The organism is Acinetobacter genomosp. 33YU (genome assembly GCF_001990725.1).
Lineage (GTDB): Bacteria > Pseudomonadota > Gammaproteobacteria > Pseudomonadales > Moraxellaceae > Acinetobacter > Acinetobacter seifertii.
This window is the reverse complement of sequence record NZ_LFZQ01000002.1, coordinates 89,800-109,813: the sequence shown is the minus strand read 5'-3', so window position 1 is coordinate 109,813 and position 20,014 is coordinate 89,800. Positions and strand designations below refer to the sequence as shown.

The 20,014-nt window shown below is 38.2% G+C and carries 17 protein-coding genes; 10 read left to right on the top strand and 7 right to left on the bottom strand.

The features are described 5' to 3' along the window. Nucleotides 1-103: 103 nt before the first annotated feature. The 6 genes from AC056_RS01690 to AC056_RS01665 all read left to right on the top strand — a co-directional run bounded on the left by AC056_RS01690 (nt 104) and on the right by AC056_RS01665 (nt 7,191). Nucleotides 104-1,570, top strand: coding sequence for a TolC family protein (locus AC056_RS01690; RefSeq protein ID WP_081410792.1), 1,467 nt, complete (start codon nt 104-106; stop codon nt 1,568-1,570). Further along, the gene (locus AC056_RS01685; protein ID WP_019457394.1) at nt 1,567-3,702 is read left to right on the top strand and encodes a type I secretion system permease/ATPase; all 2,136 of its coding nucleotides are present in this window, start codon (nt 1,567-1,569) and stop codon (nt 3,700-3,702) included. Before AC056_RS01690 ends, AC056_RS01685 begins: the two co-directional genes overlap by 4 nt. A gap of 3 nt (nt 3,703-3,705) precedes the next feature. Further along, the gene (locus AC056_RS01680) at nt 3,706-4,896 is read left to right on the top strand and encodes an HlyD family efflux transporter periplasmic adaptor subunit (RefSeq protein ID WP_019457393.1); all 1,191 of its coding nucleotides are present in this window, start codon (nt 3,706-3,708) and stop codon (nt 4,894-4,896) included. A gap of 92 nt (nt 4,897-4,988) precedes the next feature. Then, complete coding sequence (locus AC056_RS01675) at nt 4,989-5,588, top strand: IMPACT family protein (protein WP_004702645.1); 600 nt, start codon at nt 4,989-4,991, stop codon at nt 5,586-5,588. Then, a complete protein-coding gene (locus AC056_RS01670; RefSeq protein ID WP_077162545.1) occupies nt 5,581-6,192 on the top strand; it encodes an acyltransferase in 612 nt (203 codons plus the stop codon). The genes AC056_RS01675 and AC056_RS01670 overlap by 8 nt, the downstream gene beginning before the upstream one ends. A gap of 156 nt (nt 6,193-6,348) precedes the next feature. Then, nucleotides 6,349-7,191, top strand: coding sequence for a universal stress protein (locus AC056_RS01665; protein WP_004702641.1), 843 nt, complete (start codon nt 6,349-6,351; stop codon nt 7,189-7,191). Nucleotides 7,192-7,307: 116 nt separating this feature from the next. Here the strand turns inward: AC056_RS01665 and AC056_RS01660 are convergent, their stop codons facing one another. The 6 genes from AC056_RS01660 to AC056_RS01635 form a co-directional block, all read right to left on the bottom strand. Further along, nucleotides 7,308-7,976 carry an O-methyltransferase gene (locus tag AC056_RS01660; RefSeq protein WP_004702639.1) on the bottom strand — a complete coding sequence of 223 codons (669 nt, stop codon included), beginning with the start codon at nt 7,974-7,976 and terminating at the stop codon, nt 7,308-7,310. Nucleotides 7,977-8,172: 196 nt separating this feature from the next. Continuing rightward, nucleotides 8,173-8,895 (bottom strand): D-Ala-D-Ala carboxypeptidase family metallohydrolase, encoded by a 723-nt coding sequence (locus AC056_RS01655; protein WP_174742285.1) that lies wholly within the window; start codon nt 8,893-8,895, stop codon nt 8,173-8,175. Between the two features lie 131 nt (nt 8,896-9,026). Continuing rightward, nucleotides 9,027-9,350, bottom strand: a complete 324-nt coding sequence (gene fdxA, locus AC056_RS01650; RefSeq protein WP_003650851.1) for a ferredoxin FdxA — start codon at nt 9,348-9,350, stop codon at nt 9,027-9,029. A gap of 345 nt (nt 9,351-9,695) precedes the next feature. Next, nucleotides 9,696-10,226 carry a GNAT family N-acetyltransferase gene (locus tag AC056_RS01645; RefSeq protein ID WP_077162682.1) on the bottom strand — a complete coding sequence of 177 codons (531 nt, stop codon included), beginning with the start codon at nt 10,224-10,226 and terminating at the stop codon, nt 9,696-9,698. Nucleotides 10,227-10,290: 64 nt separating this feature from the next. Next, a complete protein-coding gene (mutS, locus tag AC056_RS01640; RefSeq protein ID WP_077162544.1) occupies nt 10,291-12,936 on the bottom strand; it encodes a DNA mismatch repair protein MutS in 2,646 nt (881 codons plus the stop codon). Nucleotides 12,937-13,292: 356 nt separating this feature from the next. After that, on the bottom strand, nt 13,293-14,204 hold the full coding sequence (locus AC056_RS01635; RefSeq protein WP_077162543.1) for a LysR family transcriptional regulator: 912 nt from the start codon (nt 14,202-14,204) through the stop codon (nt 13,293-13,295). A 102-nt stretch (nt 14,205-14,306) separates the two neighbouring features. Here AC056_RS01635 and AC056_RS01630 point away from each other — a divergent pair, with 102 nt between their 5' ends. The 3 genes from AC056_RS01630 (at nt 14,307) to AC056_RS01615 (ending at nt 17,975) form a co-directional block, all read left to right on the top strand. Next, a complete protein-coding gene (locus AC056_RS01630) occupies nt 14,307-15,497 on the top strand; it encodes an MFS transporter (protein WP_077162542.1) in 1,191 nt (396 codons plus the stop codon). A 683-nt stretch (nt 15,498-16,180) separates the two neighbouring features. After that, nucleotides 16,181-16,723 (top strand): TetR/AcrR family transcriptional regulator, encoded by a 543-nt coding sequence (locus AC056_RS01620; protein ID WP_077162681.1) that lies wholly within the window; start codon nt 16,181-16,183, stop codon nt 16,721-16,723. A 427-nt stretch (nt 16,724-17,150) separates the two neighbouring features. Beyond that, entirely contained in the window at nt 17,151-17,975 is an 825-nt protein-coding gene (locus tag AC056_RS01615; RefSeq protein ID WP_077162541.1) for a hypothetical protein, read from the top strand. Nucleotides 17,976-17,983: 8 nt separating this feature from the next. Here AC056_RS01615 and AC056_RS01610 read toward each other — a convergent pair whose 3' ends face one another. After that, nucleotides 17,984-18,340: an IS630 transposase-related protein gene (locus AC056_RS01610; RefSeq protein WP_077162540.1), complete on the bottom strand. Its 357-nt coding sequence runs from the start codon at nt 18,338-18,340 to the stop codon at nt 17,984-17,986. Nucleotides 18,341-18,887: 547 nt separating this feature from the next. Here AC056_RS01610 and AC056_RS01605 point away from each other — a divergent pair. Beyond that, the gene (locus AC056_RS01605) at nt 18,888-19,703 is read left to right on the top strand and encodes a hypothetical protein (RefSeq protein WP_077162539.1); all 816 of its coding nucleotides are present in this window, start codon (nt 18,888-18,890) and stop codon (nt 19,701-19,703) included. The last annotated feature ends 311 nt before the right edge of the window (nt 19,704-20,014 follow it).

Genomic DNA, 20,014 nt, shown 5'->3' with positions numbered 1-20,014 from the left:
CTTTTAAACGATAACAAACAACATCAACAAGATAAGCATGATTGGATATAACCAGAAAAGAAAGAAAGGGAAATGTAGAAAGCAAGCTTTCCTGAAAGGGCTAATGCTTTTAAGTTCACTACATGTACCTGTCGTGATATATGCTGCTAAACCAAGTGAGCAATATCACACCCTGAAAGATAACTTGTCACAACTTTTTGTCCCGAAAAGTAGTGATGATTTTAAAGTAGCCAAGATGCAAGATCTTAGTAATTTTAAGCTAGATCGTTCTATTGTGCAGGAATTTCCAACTGTTCAACTTAATGACAATTCGGCTTCATCTTTTAACGCCTTGCCCTCTAAAAAACTGACATTGCAAGATGCAGTAAAAATTGCGATTCAGCGTAGTCCGGATATTTCACAATCTATTGCAACTTTAGCAGGTCAAAATTCAGGAGTTGACGTTGCTAAAGCTGGTTACTATCCCCAACTTGCCGGAGGTGTCTCAACTGGTGACTTGACCACTGGAGAACGAGGAAGGCAGCTACTCACTTTAACTGCCACTCAAATGCTTTTTGATTTTGGTAAAATCAAATCAGGTGTAAGCGTTGAACAAGCTAAAGTTCAGGTGGAACAAGCAAACGTTCTGGTCAGCGTAGATACCCTCGCGCTTGATGTTGCGCAGACTATCGTCAATATTCAGCGTTATCTGCAACTTAATAAAATTGCTGAGCAGCAAATTGCAGGTATTCAAAGAATTCAAGATATTGCTAACCTGCGTGCAAATGCAGGTGTCGCGAGTCAAGCTGACCCAATTCAGGCACAGTCATACTTACAAGCTGCACAATCAACTTTAATTGCCCAACAATCATTGTTACGTCAGTATCAACAGCATTTAAGAACATTATTGGGTGCTGATGTTACTCGTACAGGTTGGATTATTTCTGATGATTTAGTGAAGCAATCTGACCTATATGGTGAGCCTGAGTTTAATACTATTCCTAAAATGATTGCCGCACAGGCAAGTGTTGAGGTTGCTAAAGCGCAAAAAGAACAAACCCGTTTAACTCGCTATCCGACCTTAGCTGTAAAAGGCTCAGTTAGTCAGGCCATTAATGGTAAAAATCCAAATAACGATAAAGATAACGGTTTATATAGCTCAGTCATGCTAGAAGCAACGAGTCAGTTTTATCAAGGTGGGGCAACTGCTTCACAGGTAAAAATGGCAAGTTACGCTGAAGAAGCTGCGAAAGCTAAAGTAAATTCAGTATATATGGATGTGCTGGATCAAATTCGAACCAGTCGCGAACAGATTGAGAATAAACAGCGTCAAATGCAGGTTTTGGTAAGTCGCCAAGCAACCACGGTTCGTACACGTGAACTTTACCAAGAACAATACAAGCTTGGTACTCGTTCACTGGTCGATTTATTAAATGCCGAACAAGCTATTCACAGTGCCAACTCAGAACTCGAATCAGCACGCTATGACATTTATAACAGCATTGTTCAGTACATTGAAGCAACAGGACGTTCCCGCCAAGCCTACGGCTTAAATAATATTTCAATTCAGGGGTTCGAAGTACAACCATGATGACAAAAATAAATTACCAGCCTTGGTTACAGGCGGTCTTAACTATTGCCAAACATTACCGAATAGAACCGTCAGAAGAAAGAATTCGCTTACAACTTGATTGGAACCAAAACCAGAATCTTGATGACATCTTGCAGTTAATGACGCGTCAGGTCGGGTTAAACCTTCGTAAGGCACCATTCTCGTTAGACTTATTAAACCCATGGCGTTTACCGGTTATGGTGGAGTTTAATGATGGACAAGTCGGGGTTATTGATAAGGCGGATACGCAAGGAAATGTCAGTATTCAGTTCAGTGGAGATCAAGGTCTTTCTCAGAACTTATCTTTAGAAGCACTGAAAACGACACTTAAGAATGTCTATATCTTGCGCCCTGAAATGTCTATTCCGGATGCGCGTATTGATGAATATATCAAGCCATACGAAGCAAACTGGTTCTGGTCAATTGTTTTAAGAGACTGGAAGCGTTACATCGATATTATGTTTGCCTCTTTAATTGCCAATATTTTGGCACTGGCAACCATTATTTTCTCCATGCAGGTCTATGACCGTGTTGTACCATCACAGTCAATTCCGACCTTGTGGGTTTTGGCAGGTGGTGTACTGATTGCAGCTCTTTTTGAGTTTACCTTACGCGTTTCAAGGGTCTATTTATCCGATATTATCGGTAAACGTGCTGACTTACGTGTTTCGGATCGTGTGTTTGGCCACGCCCTAAGAATTAAAAATAAGGAACGTTCAAAATCTACAGGTAGTTTTATTTCCCAGATTCGTGAACTTGAAGGTGTTCGTGAACTGGTGACGTCAACCACCATTAGTGCAATTGCAGATTTTCCATTCTTTTTCTTATTCATTACTATTTTTGCCATTATTGGCGGCAAATTATTCTGGGTAATGTTGCTTGTTGTGCCTCTCATGATTTTGCCGGGTATTTTGGTACAGAAGAAGCTGGCACAACTGGCACAAGAGGGTATGAGAGAATCTTCAATCCGTAACGCAATTCTTGTGGAAGCGGTGCAAGGTATTGAAGACATTAAACTATTACGCGCTGAGTCACGTTTCCAAAACCAGTGGAATCACATGAATGAAGTTTCAGCCGATATCGGTATGAAACAGCGTAAAATTGTGGGTACCTTGATGGCTTGGACCCAAATGATTCAGGGTCTAACCTATGCCATTGTGGTTTTAGTTGGCTGTTTTGCCGTGATGGATGGCGAAATGACCACAGGTGCGTTAGTGGCATGTTCAATTTTATCTTCACGTATGCTGGGGCCGATTGCCCAAATTACAGGGGTATTAGGTCGTTTACAGCAAGCAAAAGTTGCCAAACAAAGCCTTGATGAACTCATGCAACGTTCGATCGATCAGGCTGATCGCTCTCATTTAGTACATAAGGCTGTCTTAAACGGAAATTATGAATTAAAAAATCTATTGTTCCAATACACTGACGATGACACAAAACCAAGTATTGCGATTCGCCATTTGCAGATTCGTGCGGGTGAAAAAATTGCAATCTTAGGTCGTAATGGTGCAGGTAAGTCGACCTTGCTTCAACTTTTATCTGGTATGCAGGTTCCAGTTCAAGGCGCTGTGCATTTAGATGGTCTAGATCTTTCTTTAATTGACCCATCTGATGTACGTCGTGATATGGGCTTACTTAACCAGAATGCTCATTTATTTTACGGTACGATTCGTGAAAATCTAACCTTAGGCGCACCGCTTGCAACGGATGAAGACATTCTTCGTGCATTGGTTGTGACAGGGGCACTTCCTTTTGTTCAAGAGAAAAAAGAAGGACTTGATCACCTTATTTTAGAAGGTGGCGTTGGTTTTTCTGGCGGTCAAAGACAAGCCTTATTGCTTGCACGTTTATTAATCCGTCAACCTAATATTCTCTTACTCGATGAACCAACAGCAGCGATTGATGATGTAGCAGAGAAGCAACTGATTGATCACCTTAAAGGGTGGTTGGCACATCGAACATTGGTTGTGGCGACACACCGTCGCGCTGTTTTAGAACTGGTCGATCGTATTATTGTCGTGAATGAGGGCAAGATCGTGATGGATGGACCAAGAGATCAAGTACTTAATCAATCATTAGCCCAACAAAAACAAGTAAGCCAAGGGGGATAATTCATGAGCGAACCACAACAAGAACTCACCCGTTCAATGAATGTATCTTATACTGAACCACCATTACCACGTGCCAGTTTAGTGATTTGGATTGTAGGTATTGGACTCATTAGTTTGTTTGTTTGGGCATGGTTTTTTCAGTTAGAAGAAGTGTCAACAGGTACAGGTAAAGTAATTCCATCATCTAAAGAGCAGGTGATTCAATCATTAGAAGGCGGTATTTTAACTAAACTGAATGTGCAAGAAGGCGATATTGTTCAAAAGGGTGAAATTCTTGCTCAGTTAGACCCAACGCGTTTTGCGTCAAATGTGGGTGAGTCTAGATCTTTATTAATTGCAGCTCAGGCCACATCAGCGCGTTTACGTGCAGAAGTGAATGGCACACCGTTAGTCTTCCCTGAAATCGTTGCAAAAGACCCTAAACTTGTACACGAAGAAACAGCGTTGTATGAGTCTCGTAGAGCTGATCTTGAACAGACATTATCTGGTTTAAGACAAGCCTTAAAATTGGTTCAGCAAGAGCTGGCAATGACAGAGCCGCTAGTTGCGAAAGGCGCAGCGAGTGAAGTTGAGGTTTTACGTTTACGTCGTGAAGCAAATGATTTGCAAAATAAAATGAACGATGCACGTAACCAGTATTATGTGAAGGCTCGTGAAGAGTTATCTAAAGCCAATACAGATAGCCAAACTCAACAACAAATCGTACTAGGCCGTAGTGACAGTTTAGATCGTGCTGTATTTAGAGCGCCTGTGCGAGGTGTTGTAAAAGAAATTACTGTGACAACGCATGGTGGTGTTATCCCGCAAAATGGCAAGTTAATGACCATTGTTCCAATTGATGAACAATTGCTTATTGAAGCGCGTATTTTGCCACGTGACATTGCATTTATTCGTCCGGGTCAAGAAGCTTTGGTGAAGATCACAGCTTATGACTATTCAATTTATGGTGGTTTAAAAGGTAAAGTTACCGTTATTTCTCCAGACACGATTCGTGATGAAGTTAAACAAGATCAGTTCTACTATCGTGTTTATATCCGCACTGATACAGATAAGCTCTACAACAAACAAGGTAAAGCTTTTGGTATTACACCGGGTATGGTGGCAACTGTAGATATTCGTACGGGTGAGAAAACTGTAATGGATTACTTGCTGAAGCCGTTTAATAAAGCGAAAGAAGCATTACGAGAAAGATAATAGTAAAAGCCCCGAAATTCGGGGCTTTTTTATGGGTTTGCTTCTATTAAATTCACGCTATAATTTGATTTTTATTATGCTTTATTTGTTTTATGGCTTTTACGATTGCGTCACCTGTTACCTTTGAAGAAGAAATTAAAAAAAGTAGATTTCAGGCAATTGCTGCGCCAGTAGAAAATGAGCAACAAGTAAAAGAATTTTTAGAACTCAATAAAGATATATCGACCACACATCAATGTTGGGCGTGGAAAATTGGACATAATGTCCGGTTTAATGATGATGGCGAGCCATCTGGTACGGCAGGGCGGCCAATTTTGGCGACTATTGAAGGTAACGACTTAACGAATATCATCGTCATGGTGAACCGCTGGTATGGTGGTATAAAACTGGGAACTGGTGGTTTAGTACGGGCTTATGGTGGTTGTGCAGGGCAATCCTTATTGTTAGCTGAACGAATTGAACTCATTGCAAAGAAAACCATTCACTTTTCTTGTCATTTTAATGAATGGGCTATTTTTCAATATGAACTTTCACAGCATCAAATAGAATACCAAGAAACTTATACCGCAACAGGTGTAGATATTGAAGCTAGACTACAAGTCCACCAAATTGAACCACTTGCTTTGAAACTTCGCGACGTGACGCGTGGTCGTGAAGAATTAAAAGTTGAGGAGGAATTAACTGATGACTGACTCCTTACTCAAGTACCGTGAGCAACATAAACATCGTTTAAATTATATGCCATGGTTATATTGGACGCTAAAACCTAAAAACCGTGCATGGGCTGAAGAGTGGCAAAAAGAATATCAGGCTTATTTAATGGATATGGAAACAGTCGAGATTGGTGAGAACTGTTTTATTTCACCTTTAGCTCATATTTTTGCCGAGCCTGGTCGAAAAATTAAGATTGGTGATAATTGCTTTATTGCAGCCGACAGCAGCTTGCATGGGCCGCTTGAGATTGGTAACGAAGTCGCAATTAACCATCATTGTATTTTAGATGGTGGGCGAGCTGGCATCAAACTACATGATCAAGTTCGTATAGCTGCTTATTGCCATCTCTATGCATTTGATCATGGTATGCAACTAGACCGTCCACTTTACCAACAGCCTGTTCGGTCTCAGGGAATTGAAATTGAGCAAGATGTTTGGTTAGGTGCACATGTAGGAATAAAAGACGGTATTAAAATTGGAAAACATGCCGTTATTGGTATGAATAGTATGGTGACTAAGGATGTCGAACCCTATCATATTGTGGGGGGAAACCCAGCAAAATTTATTCGCTTAAGAGAGTAATACAGTCTTAAGAGTGTAATAAAATGTTTGATCTTTAAACAAAAAAGTGGATTTTAATACATAAACCTTAACATACAGATTTTTATCTATGTTAAGTTAAAGCTAAGTTATAGAAAAATCTCCAAGGCAAATAGACCTGAAGAAGAGAGGCAAACAATGAACCGTGTTATTGCGTGTATTGACTCATCACCTTGTATTAATGCTATTGCAGATGCAGCAGCGTGGGTTGCAAAAGCAACTGGACGAGAGCTTGTATTATTACAAATTCTAGATTACTACCCAGCAAGTTATCACCTTGGTGAGATTAGTGGGGTAATCGGCTTTGAAAGCAATGCGATGTTGCTTAAAGAGTTAGCTGAATTAGAGCAAAAACAAAGTGAACTCGCTTTAGATTACAGCAATAATTTACTCAGACATATTTCTGACCTAATTAAAGAAAAACACGGAATTACATGCTCAAAAATTCAAGAAAAGGGTGATTTTTTAGAGCAAAGCTTTAATCTCCTCGATGAAAATGACATTGTTATTTTAGGTCGAGTTGGCGAAAGAGCAGCTGAAAAGCATAAACCTATTGGTAGTAATGTTGAAAATTTCATTCGTGGCGCAAATTGTACAGTGTTGACCATTGGTGAAAACTTTAAAGTGCCAACACGTTTTATTTTCGCCTATGAATATTCACCAACATGTCAAAAGATGATGCGTCGTATTGCCCAAAGTGATCTATTACGGACTTTACAATGCCATTTAGTGTATGTGGGTGATCATCCTGAAATATTAAATGAACCTGAGCATTATCTTAAACAAGCTGGTCTAGAGGTTGTCACTGTTTATCGCTATGGTGATGTAGCTCAGAATATTCTTGAATATCAACAAGAGCATGGTATTCAAATTATTGTGCTTGGTGCATTTAGTCATAGCAAGATTCATCAGTTCTTCTTGGGCAGTATCGCAACGACGATATTCCGAAATGCAACTGTGCCTTTACTTGTGGCTAAATGATCAGATTTGCATATAGTTATCCGCAAATGTTGTGGATAACTATATGGAAAAGCGAGGGTAATAAAAGTAATCTATTGATTATAAATAATAAAATAAAAAAGATGATTTTTTGATCATTATTTCACAATCGCTATAGCGAAACCATCATGACCTTTTGAGCCAACCGTTTGTAAAGCTGTGCAAGACAGAATTTGCGGATGATTTTCGAGGGCTTTAAATGTTTCGCGAATACCTTCAATACTCGGTTTTTTGTTTTCAGGATTTAAAATATCGCCACCACGGATGACATTGTCTAGCACAATAATCGTGCCTGATTTTGAAAATTTTAAGCTGAGTTCCAAATATTCAGGATAACCCTGTTTATCGGCATCAATGAATATAAAATCGAAAGGTTGAATTGACTGTGGGTCAATTGCTGAAAGAATATCGGCAGCACGGCCTGCTTTTAGCTCAACTTTTACAGGAAGATTCGCATGGTCGATATTTTTTTGAGCCATTTCTGCATGAGTATCACGGCCTTCAATAGTCAGTAAATAACCATCTTCAGGCAGGGCACGTCCTAGCCAAATGGTACTGTAGGCTGCAAAAGTTCCAATTTCTAGAACACGCTTGCAATTATTCATCTGAATAAGCATTTGCAAGAACATCCCTTGGTTGGGGGCAACCGCAAGATGATTTGAAAAGCCGTGTTCGTCGGTATTTTTTAATGCAAAGTCGAGTCGAGGATCTTCGGGAATTAAATGTGAGTCGATATATTCGTCAATGTCTGTCCACAACTGCTGCATAGTCAAATTTACCTGTATGTTGATAGGCGTATTTTAAACGTTTATGACTAGAGTGCAAAAATCTTCGGATTAAGAAATTTTGGTTGATTATGGAATGTACAAATTCGTAATTAATTTCAGCGTTTTTCTTATTGGGTTATATAAATGAGAACAACAAAAATCCCCTAATACAAAAGTGTATTAGGGGATAATAATTTTAAAAATTACACATTGAAGTATTACGGGTTAAGTCAGGCCCCCAAGTACGATAGCCTTGAGTATCAATATGGATTTGTCCTGAACTATATAAACCAATACCTAGGTTTAAACTTTGGCCATGTTGAGCCCAGAATTGACACAATTTAAACTTTGTATTTTCAATAAATGCGTAGTCTTGTGGCTGTGGAATTTCTGGTCCAATACGAAAATCGATGGCTGAGTTAAACAAATGCTTAGACGAACTTGCACCACCAGCACACTGATTTAAAGGTAAATCACGATACACCGAGGTTACTTCAAAGTCAGTTAGAACTTTTGCCGCAATTAAATATTTAAAGACACGTAAGGTCGATAAAGAATTATTCCAAAGTTCGCGGTTTGGTACAGCATATTCCGAGCTGCCGCACTTTTGCCAATCACGCGCTGATCTTAATAATTCAAAGCTTGGTACGATGCCTGCAACATTATTACGCGCTAGAAATTTTTCATATTCTCGTACACGCTCATAATGATCGCCAGTATTTAACCAGGCACGATAAGAAGCAGGCTCAACTTTAGGTGGAATAGGACGTTCGATAATAACGCGCTCTTGAGGAATAAAAATGCGTTTACCGTTTGGAGAGGTTTTGCCTGTTGTTGTGTGTTGGGGAGAGCTGACGCAACCTACCATAATCGCTGGGATTATGCATAAGGGCAACATACTCTGCAAAAACTTCCGCATAAGAAAAATCAAAAGCTTAATAAATATTGCGCTTATTTTAATGCAAAACAGTGCACAAATTACGAGGAATTTGCAATGAAATGTTTGAATAGGGTATAAAAAAGATCAGCGCTTGCTGATCTTTTTTGAAATTATTTTTCTAGATACTGTAACTTATCTGGTTTGCCGTTCCATTCTTCACGGTCAGCAGGTTGGTCACCAATTTGAGTAATGTTAGGCCACTTTTGAGAAAGATCTGCATTTAATTCAATAAATACTTCCTGACCTTCTGGTAACTCATCTTCAGAGAAAATTGCATTTGCAGGGCATTCTGGTTCACACAATGCACAGTCAATACATTCATCCGGATTAATCACTAGGAAATTCGGACCTTCGTAAAAACAGTCTACAGGACAAACTTCTACGCAATCTTGGTATTTACATTTAATACAATTTTCAGTGACAACAAAGGTCATGGCGACAGCTACCTAAAAAATATGGTTTCATTTCGAATAGCTTATTTTAGGCAAAAAAGGGGTAAACAAACAATTGCTTTTATTGATATTGTTTATTTATACATATGAAGATAAGTTAATACATTGATATTTAAAACAATGTTGTGAGCTTGAGAATAGCCAAATTGTAAAATTAAGATAATAATATGTTTTAAAAAACAACAGTTTGAATAAATTTTTGCATATAGTTGCAAATGTCATTTAGGTCAAGGTATCTATTTGATTAGATACCTTAAATACAACTTTCAGTTTTAAATTTTAACTTTATGTCGAACTGATACCCAAAAAAACTTTAAATATCGAGACTTAAAGTAGGTAAAGTAAATGAATATCTTCTGGTTCAAGCTCCCATAAGTGCTGATCTGGATGTCCTAATACTACTGCGCCATGCTTGATATAAAAGTCGACAGTACGTTTACTCGGTGTGGCTGAAATATAAAGTTGCAGCGCGCCCAGTTGCTTAGCTGACTCTTTGGCTGCCTGCATGAGCTTTGCTCCAATACCTTGACCTTGCTGGTCTGCATCGACATAAAAGTATTGCAGTAATTTTGCATCTGGATAATCAGCAATGTGTTGATTCGACACGACACTAATGCCAACTAATTTTTCAGATGTATTAAAAGCACCTACAAATGAAGCACCTTGTTGATAGAGTTCTTTTAACTTCGGTGGGTCATTTTCTAAATGATAGTCATCCCAATTTTCAACATCGTAAAAACAATCTGTTAATTCGAGTTGTTCTTGTTTTTGTATATAGAGTTGGGTAATGAGTTCACGTCGACTAATGTGTTGCCAAATTAAATCGATCTCTGTGTATTGTAGTGGCCTTAAGAAAATAGAAATTTTATTCTCCTTAAAGTAAGAGCAAACATGCCCATAGACATGTTTGCTCAATCAATGATTATGATTTAAGTGCAGCTTTTAGTTCATAAAGTTGTTCAAGTGCTTGGCGAGGTGTCAAGTTATCGACTTCAATTTGCTTAAGCAAATCTAGGGCAGGTGAAGGCACTTCAATTTCAATCACTTTCTCTATGACTTGCGTACTTGATTTAGCATTTGAATCTAAAGTTGCAAACAAATCATCTTGAACACTAGTTTGTAAGTGTTGCTGTTGTTGCTTCTCTAAAATGCGTAAACGTTTTTGAGCTTCTTTAATGACATTGGCAGGAATACCAGCTAATTTCGCAACTTGTAAACCATGACTTTGACTTGCAGGGCCTTGTTGAACTTTATGCAATAAAATCAGGTTGCCGTTAAGCTCTTGCGCCGTCACATGATAGTTATCAATACCTGCTTCACTACCTAACTCAGTCAATTCGAAATAGTGCGTGGCAAATAGACATAAGCATTTTACGCGCTTGGTTAAATCAACCACACAAGCCCATGCTAAAGAAAGTCCATCGTAGGTACTGGTACCACGGCCAACTTCATCCATTAACACCAAAGACTGATTGGTTGCATGGTGCAAGATTTGTGAAGTTTCAGTCATCTCAACCATAAATGTTGATTTACCTGTCGACAAATCATCGGCTGAACCAATACGTGTGAAAATACGGTCAATTGGGCCAAGCTTGGCAGCTCGCGCAGGAACATAACTACCGCAGTAAGCCAGTAAACTAATTAATGCGGTTTGACGCATAAAGGTAGATTTACCACCCATGTTCGGCCCAGTAATAATTGCCATGCGGTGCTGAGCATCAAGGAAAGTATCATTTGGTGTAAATGGTGCTTTGTTTAATGCTTCAACAACAGGATGACGACCACCTTGAATTTTAATACCGGTTTCTGGGGTAAATTCAGGTCGCGCCCAATTATTTAAACGTGCTTGATAAGCAAAGTTTGCAATTACATCAATGTGCGCAATTGCCGAACTCATCATTTGTAGGTGAGCAATATTTTCACGGAGGTTTTCAAGTAAAGCTTCAAATAACGCTTTTTCACGTGCTAATGCACGAGACTCACTTGATAAAACTTTATCTTCAAAGCTTTTTAGCTCAGGTGTGATGTAACGCTCGGCATTCTTTAAAGTTTGACGGCGAATATAGTCGGCAGGGGCTTGTTCAGCTTGAGCACGCGTAAGCTCAATGTAGTAGCCACTCACACGGTTATAGCCGATTTTTAAGGTATTAATGCCCGTACGTTCACGCTCTTTTATTTCTAAATCAATCAGGAATTGACCTGCATGATCACGAATTTGGCGCAGTTCATCGAGTTCCGCATCATATCCTTCTGCAATTACATTGCCATCACGAAGTAATACAGGTGGGTTTTCAACAATGGCTGCCATTAAATGCTGATGTAACGATTTAAAGTCACCAAGTTCTTGATCGAGTTGAATTAATAACTTGGATTTTTTTGATTGAATAACAGGCGTTAAAGCATTTCTTAAAAATGGAATTTGTGCGCAAGCATGACGAAGCTGAACTAAATCGCGTGGTCGAGCACTACCCAGCGCAACACGGCTAAGAACACGTTCAATATCGCCAATTTCTTTAAGCACTAAACGAACAGGAGTTTCGTGATAGCCTTGAATGAGTTGTTCAATTGCATCTAAGCGGGCATCGAGTAACGCCGTATCACGAACAGGTTGCATGAGTGTACGACTGAGTAAACGGCCACCCATTGCAGTTTGGCAGTCATTTACCAGTTGGAATAATGACGTGCCATGTTCAAATAAAGGTTCAATAATTTCTAAATTACGGCGTGTAATCGGGTCAAGCGCAATAAAGTCTGTGCTTTGTTCTAAAAGAATAGAACGAATATGCGGTAACGCCGTTTTCTGAGTTTCTTTAGCGTAGTGAATTAGAGCTGCCGCGGCAGCCTTAGCTAACGGTAATGTGTCGAGTCCAAAACCAGAAAGCGTTGATACTGAGAACTGATCACATAAGGTTTTTTGTGCGTTATTTAAATTGAAGTCTACATTTGGACGCTTGGTTACAGGGCAATCTAAATGCTTTTTAATTTGTTCAATAATATTTGGATCAACCAGATCTTCATCAATCAAGATTTCACTTGGCATGAGGCGAGCAAGTTCAATTGGAAGTTGTTCAGGTTTGTAGTCTTGTTGCTGAACTTTAAAAATACCCGCGCTTAAGTCGAGCAAAGCAAAACCGATTTGATTTTGATGAATACATAACGCAACAAGGTTGGATGACTGATAGCTTGTGAGTAGTGCGTCGTCGGTTAATGTACCAGGGGTCAGAATACGAACAACTTTACGCTCGACAGGGCCTTTACCAGTAACTTCACCCACTTGTTCGCAAATGGCTACTGTGCGACCTGCTTTGACAAGGCGAGCAAGATAACCTTCGGCTGAATGGTAAGGAACACCCGCCATTGGAATCGGGTTGCCGTTTGCTTTACCACGATGGGTTAGGGTAATTCCTAAAAGTTTGGCTGCTAAGTGTGCGTCTTCAAAGAAAAGTTCATAAAAGTCGCCCATACGATAAAACAGCAACGCATGTTGATAATCTTTTTTGACCTTGAGATATTGCTGCATCATTGGAGTGTGGTTAGAGAGATCGGCCATGATTTCAGCGCTATTCATGCGTAATAAACCCTTAAAAAAAGCAATAATATTTTACGGTTGGTCATCTAACCAATTCTAATAACTTCTGTGTGAATTGGACTTAATCTAAGAAAAAAGTATACCTTTTCATGTACCTTTTTTATGTCAAAATTGAGTCAACAGTGTGTAAGAGCTTAACTTAATTTCTCACGGTTGCCATCTTAACAAATTGAGACTGATTCGCAAAAAGGATTCCTAAAATGAGCGAGGAAATAAGCAACAAAAAGAAAGTGCCCTGAGCAGTTTGAGTATAAGACAGACTGACGATTGGCAGTCCTGATAAAACTGACATAGTTAAATATGTCGATTTCAGAATGCATGTGAAATGACAGGTTTTATAAGGATACATGCCCCAATTTCTGCTGTATGAAATCGATAAGCGCTCTTGTTTTAGCAGGCAAATAACGGCGATCTGAATAAAGTGCAAACAATTGCAGTGGCGCTACTGCTTGTTCAAATTCAATCTCGATGAGGCGACCGTCACTAATATAAGGTTGGCAAGCGTGTTTCGATAAAATTGCAAACCCGATCCCTGCTACAGCAGCTTGGCCTGCCATTTCTCCGCTGTTTACCCGATAGTGTCCTTTAACCTTGATGGTCTCGAATTCCCCCTTTTTATTAACAAATTGCCAAGGAGCACCTTTGAGTGCACTGACTGTTGTAATACAAGGTAATTCTTCAAATTGCTGGATATGAGTAGGGGTGCCATAACGCTGAATGAGAGAAGGGGCTGCCACAATGGTGCAAGGGATAGTCACCAGATGACGAGCGATGTAGTCACTATTATCCATTTGACCGCGGCTAATAATAATAGCTAAATCCAGATCATCTCGTAGAGACTCAAAACCTGACAAATTTGTGACACAGCTTATTTCTAGTTCGGGATACTGACAGGCAAATTCTGCAATCACAGAACCTAGCAATGCAGGGCCTATTTCAGTGGGAATACAGATTCGTAAAGGACCCTTGAGCTGCATTTGCCGCAACGTTAACTCTGTCTCCGTTTGCTCAAGCGCTTCGAGTAATGGCTTTGCTCTGGTATAGAGTAGCTGCCCCGCCTGAGTGACTTTCATATGTCGGGTGCTGCGCTCAATGAGCTGAAGATCGAGTTTTTCTTCTAACTGAGAAATACAGCGACTCACGTTTGATGTTGGCATTTCAAGGAGTTTCGATGCACCCACAAAACTTTCTCTTTCAACCACAGCAACGAACACTTTCAGGGTATTAAAATCCAGAGCCGGACGCATCAATTGTCTCATATTTGATAATAATAAATGCAATTTTTACCATATAATCAATACTATTGATAGCAGTTAAACTCGGACATCTTTTATCTATAGGTTACTGCGATGTCCCTAGCCAAACAGACATTTAATCATAAAGCCCTCATGTGGATAGCCACTGTCATTGCTTTCGTCCAGTTCACGAATGCACTGGAATATATGGTGTTTAATCCTATTTTTGTTTTTATGGCGACAGATTTCGCAGTGCCAGTATCATTCTCAGGTTATGTTTCAGGGATGTATACGCTTGGCGCCGTTCTTTCTGGCGTTATAGCCTTTTACTGGATTGATCACTTCAATAAGAAAAATTTCTTAATTGCTAATATGGCGCTGTTAGGCCTACTAACACTTTTGACTACCTGTACATCTAGTTTTAGTCTTCTGCTTACACTCCGATTTTGTGCAGGGTTGGTCGGTGGTACAACAATGGGTGTGGGTATCAGTATATTAATAAACAACGCACCGCCTAATTTACGGGGGAAAATGTTAGCGACGGTGATTGCATCATTTTCAATAGTAAGTATTGTCGGAATGCCCACCATATTATTTCTATGCACTCACTATGGTTGGCATGTGGCTTTGTGGCTCATAAGTGCATTGTGTGTGTTGGCATTGCCACTTATTGTATCGTTTATACCCACAGACCAAGTCTCTTTAGATACGCTTCGTGCGCCGCCTTTAGATGCAGATACTCTACTGTTCGCTTCTGCTAATGCGCTCGTACAGTTTAGTCCTATGTTGGTCATTCCTATTTTGGCACCCTTAATGATTCAGCAGTTGGGCGCTTCGCAAGACCTACTGCCTTGGCTATTTTTTAGCGGGGGCGTGATGGGCTATGTATCTACAAAAATTACAGGGGCGTTAACCTCCCGTTTTTCTGCTTTACTACTGGCTACAGCTTCGACTCTAGTCTTTATCGTGAGTTTGCTTATACCAATGCTTGGCTATCAGCATGCAGCATTATTTATTAGTTTATTTCTCGGTGCATCTTATAGTCGTTTGGTATCATCTTCAGTGGTTACGATGCAGTTTCCTAACGACCGACAACGAGCTGGATTTTCTTCATTACAGACATCCATCATGTATTTGCTGACAACGGTTGCATTTTTCTTATCCGCTTTTCTATTACCAGACCATGGCATGACGCCACAAAGTGTAAATACGTTACTGGCGGTATGTGCAATTTCCGCAGCAGGTTTCCCAATATTGATTATTATTTTGCAAAAGAAGCTGGCTAAACGTGTGCCCATAAGCTAATTCTAAAGTCACTATTTTTCTGTACATTAAAATAGTGACGACTAAATCTATAACGTGTAAATGGTATTGAAAAATTAGCATTTTGGGAAAGAAAAACGTCTGTTTATAAACCCCACTTTAACAATAGCTCAGGCATTATTTATCCTTACTTTTTAATGATCTATTTTAAAACAAATGTCATTTTGTATGCTTGACTGCAATAAACTTGGGCACTATCCTTTGCCTGCTGGCCTACATTGCCAGTCGGTTGTCGCAGACCGTCTCATAGAAGCATTAAAGGTTTTATATCTTTAGTGTGTACACCCTCGCGCCCCCTCTATGGTGGAACGGAGGGGGACACCTTTGGGTGTGCTGGATCTATGACCAGTCTGCGAACCCCCTTCGTTCTGCCACCATAATTTTAATGTCGGCAGAACTCCCAATAAAAAGGAGTTGGCTTTGCACATCCATTATTTCTTGGCAGCCTTTGCCAAAAGCTATAACGACACAGCTTAAAAATTTACAGCAGCTTGAACGCCGTAGGGTTTTCAGGCTTTAGTCATTTTTACTTAAAACTTAGCAACAAAAAACTTGAGATGTGCCAAGCACCGTCTTACGGCTTTGCTGTGCCTTTTTTTCTCCCAGAAAGGGCACAGGCTTTTTATCTCATTTAGAAACAACAAGAATTTTATAACGGTAAAACTATGCGAAATTTAGAAACCTCTTCCAAAAAACTACATGTCGTTCAAACTGCTATACAGCTCATTACGGCGCATGGGTTCCACAATGTAGGCGTAGACCTGATTACTAAAGAAACCAAAATTGCCAAAGGTACGCTTTACAACTATTTCCACTCTAAAGAACACCTGATTGAAATGTGCATTGCCTTTCAAAAAAGCCTGCTCAGAGAAGAAGTGCTTTCTATCATTTACTCAAACCGTTACTACAGTTCAAAAGATAAACTTAAAGAAATTATTGTGTTACATACTAATTTAAACAGCCAGTACCATTTTTTAATCAAAGCTATTTTAGAAATAAAACTGCTTTATCCAAAGGCTTACCGCATGACAGTTGAATACCGAAAGTGGTTGCGCCATGAAATTTTTGACCTGATTTTTAGCGGGGAAATCCGCGAGCCAAAATTCGATGCTCACATGGTGGTAAACCTGATAGATGGTTTGCTGCTACAGGTTTTAAGCTTAAATAGTTTGAAAGAAAGGGATGAGGTGTTGGAGCAATTTTTTTAAGTTTAGTCTATATAATAATTTCTTATATAAGGATGTTTGGTAATTTCTTCAAAGAATACTGAATTACGTTCACTCATGAAAAATTTTTTCTTTTGCACAAGTCAATGCGAACGATGTTCTTTAAAAACATAATTTAAAGTCTGTATAATGTTTGCTTTTATGTACACTGTTAATTCAAAGGAAGTTCTTTTTTAATATTGATTTTGGACTTGTCGAGATTTACCTCAATAGGTTTAATTATCTACTAAAAATAGAGTAGATCAGCTTATAAAATAAACAAATAATTAATAAAGCTAATTTATTTTTTCGCAAAAAAAGCCTACATTTTTAAAAAAAAGCCTACAATCCCTTATACTAAAAAAGTATAATTTTACTAAGTTATAAGAGCAAATTGGGGAAGTCTATTTTATCTAATCTTGGAGTCTATATGGGTAAAGAAACATCGACTTTGGTAAGTTCGGAAGAGATGATGTTGTCTCATGACACTGAAACGACATTAGAGCATGCTATTAGCATTATACCTGAGTTAGTTCATTGGCTCATAAAGGCTGGTGTTGGTTATACAGAGTTTTCAGCAGCACTTAAAATAGTATTTTATAATGAAGCTATTAAAGAACTAGATTCTATTAAGCAAAAAAAGACTGATTCTGCTGTGAGCTTATTATCTGGTTTAGGGCGAAGAGATGTAAGAGGTTTTTGTCAGACCTATGGCGAATATAAGTTAATTAATCAATTTAATGAACAATTGCCTATTAGTGTTCCTGCTCGCGTAATAGGTTTGTGGATAGGACAAAAGCTCCCATCTCAAATTCCATTTAATGGGGAAGACCTAAGTTTTGAAAGCTTAGTTAAGCAAGTCTCTTCTGAGAAGCACCCTAAATCAATATTACTGGAACTTAAACGGCTTGGTTTAGTGATCGAAGAAAATGATCAGATTATTTTGCAGAACTCTAGTTTTACACCAGATCCTCAAATGGATGAAAGTAAACATTTATTTACTCAAAATATATCAGATCATCTAGCAGCTGGAATTAGTAATCTTACGCAAAAAACAAATTTTTTAGAACAAGCTATTTTTGCAGATGAATTAAGCCCAGAATCTATTGAAAAACTTAAGAAATTAAGTGTGGATATGTGGAATTTGATGTCTAAAGCTATTCTTTCTTCAGCAATAGAATATTGTAAAAATGATGAGGGAGCGACTGACGCGAATAAACATTTTCGTTTAGGTATTTATCAATATGATAAATAGAGATTGAGTTATTTTTTATTTTGGTATGTTTTTTTCCATCCGATTTTTTTAAGTCCTCTCCATATAATGGCATATGAAACTTTGTAGCCAAACCGTTGTTCAAATGGTTCAAGTAATTCGCTAACCTTAGAAAAAGGTGTTGTTCTTACAAATTCCTCAAAGTCTTTTAAGTCTATAATAGAACAAGGTCTTCCAACTCTAATTGCTGGTAAAGGTTTCAAGTCTTGAGTTGTTTCTTCAAGCAAAATCCATTCATCTAGTGTTGACCTTGCAATCTGAAATTTTTTACAGACTTCCGTCTTATGTTGAATTTCTTTATAAGTAGACATAACTTTCTGACGAAAGTCTAAAGAATACGCTCGCATAGAATCACTTCATTTTCCTATTACAAATGCTTTAATCAAACTTAGCCTACTGGTTGGGGTATGAGAAAACGTTTATCTCGATTCAAAGATTTTGTTTTTAACTACCTGCCTAAAAATTGTTAGTGTTAAATGTATCATTATTTTATAAATATGTATATATTGCACATTTTTAAACTTGGATCTAAGCTGTTTACCTTGTTTTTTTAACATTTAAAGAAATAAATGATTAAAATGAACATTTTGTTTGTCAGATCTTTTACTTTTTGATAGATTGTCGTGCGTTTTTTAGTCAAAAATAAGTGACTTCAATTGGTTTTAATACAATTTTTTTCTAGATGAAAGGGTTCTTACTCATTGATTCGGCTCTATTTAAATTTTCATGATCTTTCATATGCTGTTTTCTAGGTAATTTTCCTATTTTCTATGGAAAGTTTAGAAATGATAGTAAATGAAGCGTGCTAAGTACTTAATTTTAAATATGAGTAAATGTAGATGGTAAAGAAATCTTCTGTTTTTAGTTCTTACAATGTTTATTGAGATAACTCATATGCCTCATTTACGTCTTACATTACCATTAGTATCTTTAACTTTGTTTATACTCTCTGGTTGTACAGGTGAGGATGGCGGGTTTCATGTTGGAGTGACTTTAGGGGGGACTGGCACGGGTGAAATGACAGTTGGTACCGAAAACCCTGTTACCAATCCGCGACCAAATCCAGGTTCAAATCAAATGGAAGAGGATGGTGAGTATGCTGTTGGATATCCAAACCCTGTAACACAATACTGTGGAGGTGTTGAGCGAACAATTCAGTTTGTTAGACACTATGCTCCATTTGTTCCTATGAAAATGGGAGACAGAATGGATCTTTTGGGGATCAATAGCGGATTGAAGGTAAGATATAAATTACAAATTATTGTAAAAAATACGACTTCAGAACCAATTTATGAATACATCAACAGCTGTAAAGCGGCTATTCAATTAACCGGGTCAAAAACAGAAAAAACATCTGAAACAAATTACTGTTTAAATGAGGAAACTGTAAATACTTATCAACCCAACGAAGAAAAAACCTACTATTATTCTTTCAACTTACCTAATATTTTGCAAAATTGGACCATAAGTTATACGTCACAATATTCTAAACAATTATATCCAACATTGTACGATGACGATAATGACAGTCTAAGAACCCATTGTTCAGCGTTAAGTACAGTATTATTAATGGATGAGTATCCATCAGGTAGAGATGGTGCACCTCCACAAACTTCCGAACAAGAAAATAATTCTAGTTCTTCGCAAGTAGATTCAAGTAATAATACTAAGACAGACGAATCTCCAATCTTTGGTGGATTTGACTTGTAGGCTTAATCTTCAGTTAGAACAAATTTAGTTTTCGTATATCACTTTAGCCACACCATTTGAGTGTGGCTTTTTTAATGCATTATTGAAATTAATTTGTTGATGAACATGACAACACCTTAGAACCGATAATCATGGTTTTTTATGTGCAAATTGAGCATAAAAAATAAAAAATATATAGAAATATTTTTTATAAAAATATGAATTAAAAATAAAACCTTAATTATCAATATATTAATAAAATTTAAATGCCTGAAGAAGGGAGCCATGTTTTAATTTAAATAAAAATGTGTAAAATGCACATTTATGCTAAT